Here is a 3,074-nt window from a genome sequence, read left to right as displayed (position 1 = left end):
ATGTAGGCCATGGAAAAAGCCTGGTCGTGGCGGCGCAATTCGCCCTTGGCGCCTTCGACGAAGAAAGCGCCGTCGCCATCCACATCGAGCGCGACGAACAGCCGGGGGTCGGGAGAGACGTAATAGCCTTCGGCCTTGTCACCGCATGAGACATCCCAGAGGTCGGCGACCACGCCGTCCCAGACATGCCATTTCAGATCGCCAATGACTGAAAAGCCCTCAATCCGGCTTTCCATGCGCGCAACGAAGGTCAAGTCCTGTGATCCCAACCATAATACATGATAAAAACCATCATGTTTATGCCCGGTTAGTGACCCCACTGCAAGTGCTTTGCGGCTGCTCGAAAATCGGCCGGAACCAATGCCGCTGGGGCCGTCGGGCCTCAAACACTTTCGAGGTATGTCTCGATTTCGAAATCGCTGACATTGAGCGCGAACGTGTTCAATTCCTGGCGTTTACAGGCAACGAAGGAGTCGCGCAGGATGGCTGGAAAAATCTCCGCCACATGCGTCCCGCTCTCGAAGGCGGCGATCGCGGATGCCCAGTCCGGCGGCAGCTTTGCCGGCGGGAGTCCCTGGCCGTCGGTGCCGATCGGATCGCCTGGCGATATTTGTCTTTCAATGCCCGTCAGTGCGGCGCCCAATATGGCCGCTAGCACCAGATAGGGATTGGCGTCGGCTCCCGAAACGCGATGCTCGATGCGGCGCGCACCGGTTGGCCCGCCGGGAATGCGGATCGCCACCATACGGTTCTCATAACCCCAGGCGACTGCGGTCGGCGCATAGGATCTCGGGCGCAGCCTGCGGTAGGAGTTGAAGTGCGGCGCGAACACCAGCGTGCTTTCGGCCATTGCCGCAAGCAGGCCGCCGACCGCATGGCGCATGGTCTCAGAACCCTGGTCGGTGTCGTCATCGAAGATGTTGCGCCCTTCGCCGTCGAGCAGGCTGAAATGAACGTGAAAGCCGTTGCCTGCCCGGTCGCCATAGGGCTTGGCCATGAAACAGGCGGCAAAGCCGTGCTTGCGCGCAATGCCCTTCACCGTGCGCTTGAACAGCACCGCATCGTCAGCCGCCCGCAAGGCGTCCGCGACATGGTTCAGATTGATTTCGAACTGGCCGACGCCGTTCTCGGCGATGGCCGTGTCGACGGGAATGCCTTGCGTCCGGCAGGCCTCGTAGACGTCATGGATGAAGGATTCGAAGTCGTCGATCTCGTCGATCGACAGCGCCGCGTCGGAATCGAGGCGGCGTCCGGTCACCGGCGAGACCGGTCCGACCGGCCGCTGCGACTGCGGATCGACGAGGTAGAATTCGAGTTCCGTTGCCGCGACCGGGGTCAGGCCCAAGGCCTTGTAGCGATCGAGGATGCGGGCCAGCGCCCGTCGCGGGTCGCCGAGATAGGGCGCGCCGCTTTCGTCGGCCAGCCAGAGCGGGACAAGCGCCGTCGGATGCGCCGTCCAGGCCACCGGCAGAATGCCGCGCCCCGTCCACTGGCACAGTCCGTCGGCATCGCCGGTCGAGAATACCAGTGTGTTGCCTTCGATGTCCTCGCCCCAGACATCGAGCCCGATCAGCGAAAAAGGCATGCGCAGCTTGCCTTCCAGCGCCTTTCTTGCCTGCTCGACGGGAATGCGCTTGCCGCGCATGATGCCGTTGAGGTCGCACACCGCGGCTCTCAGGCTCTGGATGTCGGTCCTGCTATCAAGCCAGTTCAAAACGTCCGCAATTGCATCGCTCAATTTATGACCTCTGGTTTTCGAAGGTGCCGCAACCTGACCGGCTGCACTGTCCCTGATAAAAATAGCTTGTGAGTTTTAGGAAAACAAACTTGGCTGTCGCCAAGCGCTTTTCCTTATTTTTTCAAGTCACTAGCTGGGATGTCGGGAGGCATTTCAAAACCAATTGCGCGATCTGCGATCGCAACATAGAGGCAAGAGGTCGGAAAGCCAAGTGGCATTCAAACTGTGGGTTAGTTTGAAATTCAACCTTCAAACAATCCCCTCGGAGTGTCATATTGTTGGCATGGGGCCGCTGACAGGCTGGGGTCAGAGCGGGCGAGGTGTGGCGATTGTGACTGATAACCACCCGAAGCGCCCGCGCCGCCAAGGCGAAAGCAGGAAAGATGAAGAACGGCGTTCTATTATCCGCTCACTGGTTGAGCTAGATCGGCCGGTTGCAGAGCTTGAAAAGCTTTTGGCGCCGCTTCCCTGGGACTATCCAACTGCGCTGGTCACGCTGACCTACGATCACATTCGAAGCGTTCTCTTGCGCTTTCTAGCCGGGAACCTCGAGGCGAAGGACGTCGAGGAATGGGCCGATCTTGTTGAAATGCGAGATGATATCGAGTTCGCAGAAGACCGGACGAAAGAGGTAGTCCATATGCTGTCCACGCCGCAAATCCACTTTCCTATCGACGGCCAGCTTGCGCGGCTTCTGCTATCGCCAATTTCGCCCTGACCGACTACCGGCATTCGACGTTCTGGGTTCGCCACCGAGACAACATGGCTGGGCCTTCGATCGAACAATTGTCGCCCGGCGATTCTAGCTTCTCATCTTCGAAAATCTCGCCTGCTGCAGGATGTGCGAGGCGCCTTCGTCGATGTCGCGCACGATGGCGGCGCGGGCGCGCTCGCCATCCTGAGCCTCGATCGCCGCTACGACTTCCTCGTGAAAGTCAATGTCGAGAATGGAGGCGAGGTCATCCTCGAACCCCGTGGCGAGATTCCTGAGAAACGGGCCGACCTGCATCCATACGGTCTCGATCAGGAAGATCATCTGCTCGTTGCCGCAATGGCGATAGATCGAGAATTTGAAGTCGTGGTTCTTGCGCAGATAATCGTCGATATCGCCCTTGCGAGCCGCCAATGTCAGTTCGGTGGCGTGGCGTCGGATCGTGCGCAGATTGTTGCCGTTGATGCGTGTTGTCGCCAGCTCGGTCGCCGAGCCTTCGAGGATAGTCCGCACCGCGGTCAATTGCGAAAACCGGTCGGCCGATATTGCCGGCACTTCGACGCTGCCGTTCGGCATTGGGCAGAGCGCCCGCAGCGCTTGCAGCCGCATGAAGGCGCTGCGCAC

General features: G+C 59.8%; 3 protein-coding genes and 1 pseudogene. 1 reads left to right on the top strand and 3 read right to left on the bottom strand.

Annotated elements, in window-relative coordinates:
• Both EN750_RS26280 and EN750_RS26275 read right to left on the bottom strand, forming a co-directional pair.
• Positions 1-254, bottom strand: a pseudogene (locus EN750_RS26280) (AraC family transcriptional regulator); the annotation flags it as partial.
• Positions 255-382: 128 nt separating this feature from the next.
• Positions 383-1,738, bottom strand: a complete 1,356-nt coding sequence (locus EN750_RS26275; RefSeq protein WP_127398325.1) for a glutamine synthetase family protein — start codon at positions 1,736-1,738, stop codon at positions 383-385.
• 211 nt (positions 1,739-1,949) lie between these two features.
• Between EN750_RS26275 and EN750_RS26270 the strand changes: the two genes are divergently transcribed.
• Positions 1,950-2,456, top strand: coding sequence for a hypothetical protein (locus EN750_RS26270; RefSeq protein WP_127398323.1), 507 nt, complete (start codon positions 1,950-1,952; stop codon positions 2,454-2,456).
• An 84-nt stretch (positions 2,457-2,540) separates the two neighbouring features.
• On the opposite strand, the gene EN750_RS26265 is transcribed toward EN750_RS26270, so the two are convergent.
• Positions 2,541-3,074, bottom strand: a 534-nt coding sequence (locus EN750_RS26265; protein WP_145967922.1) for a GntR family transcriptional regulator, incomplete at its 5' end; no start/stop codon positions are given.

The sequence above is a fragment of the Mesorhizobium sp. M7A.F.Ca.ET.027.03.2.1 genome, from assembly GCF_003999175.1.
Lineage (GTDB): Bacteria > Pseudomonadota > Alphaproteobacteria > Rhizobiales > Rhizobiaceae > Mesorhizobium.
Note: the sequence above shows the minus strand (reverse complement) of the source record. Positions and strands in the feature narration are given on the sequence as shown.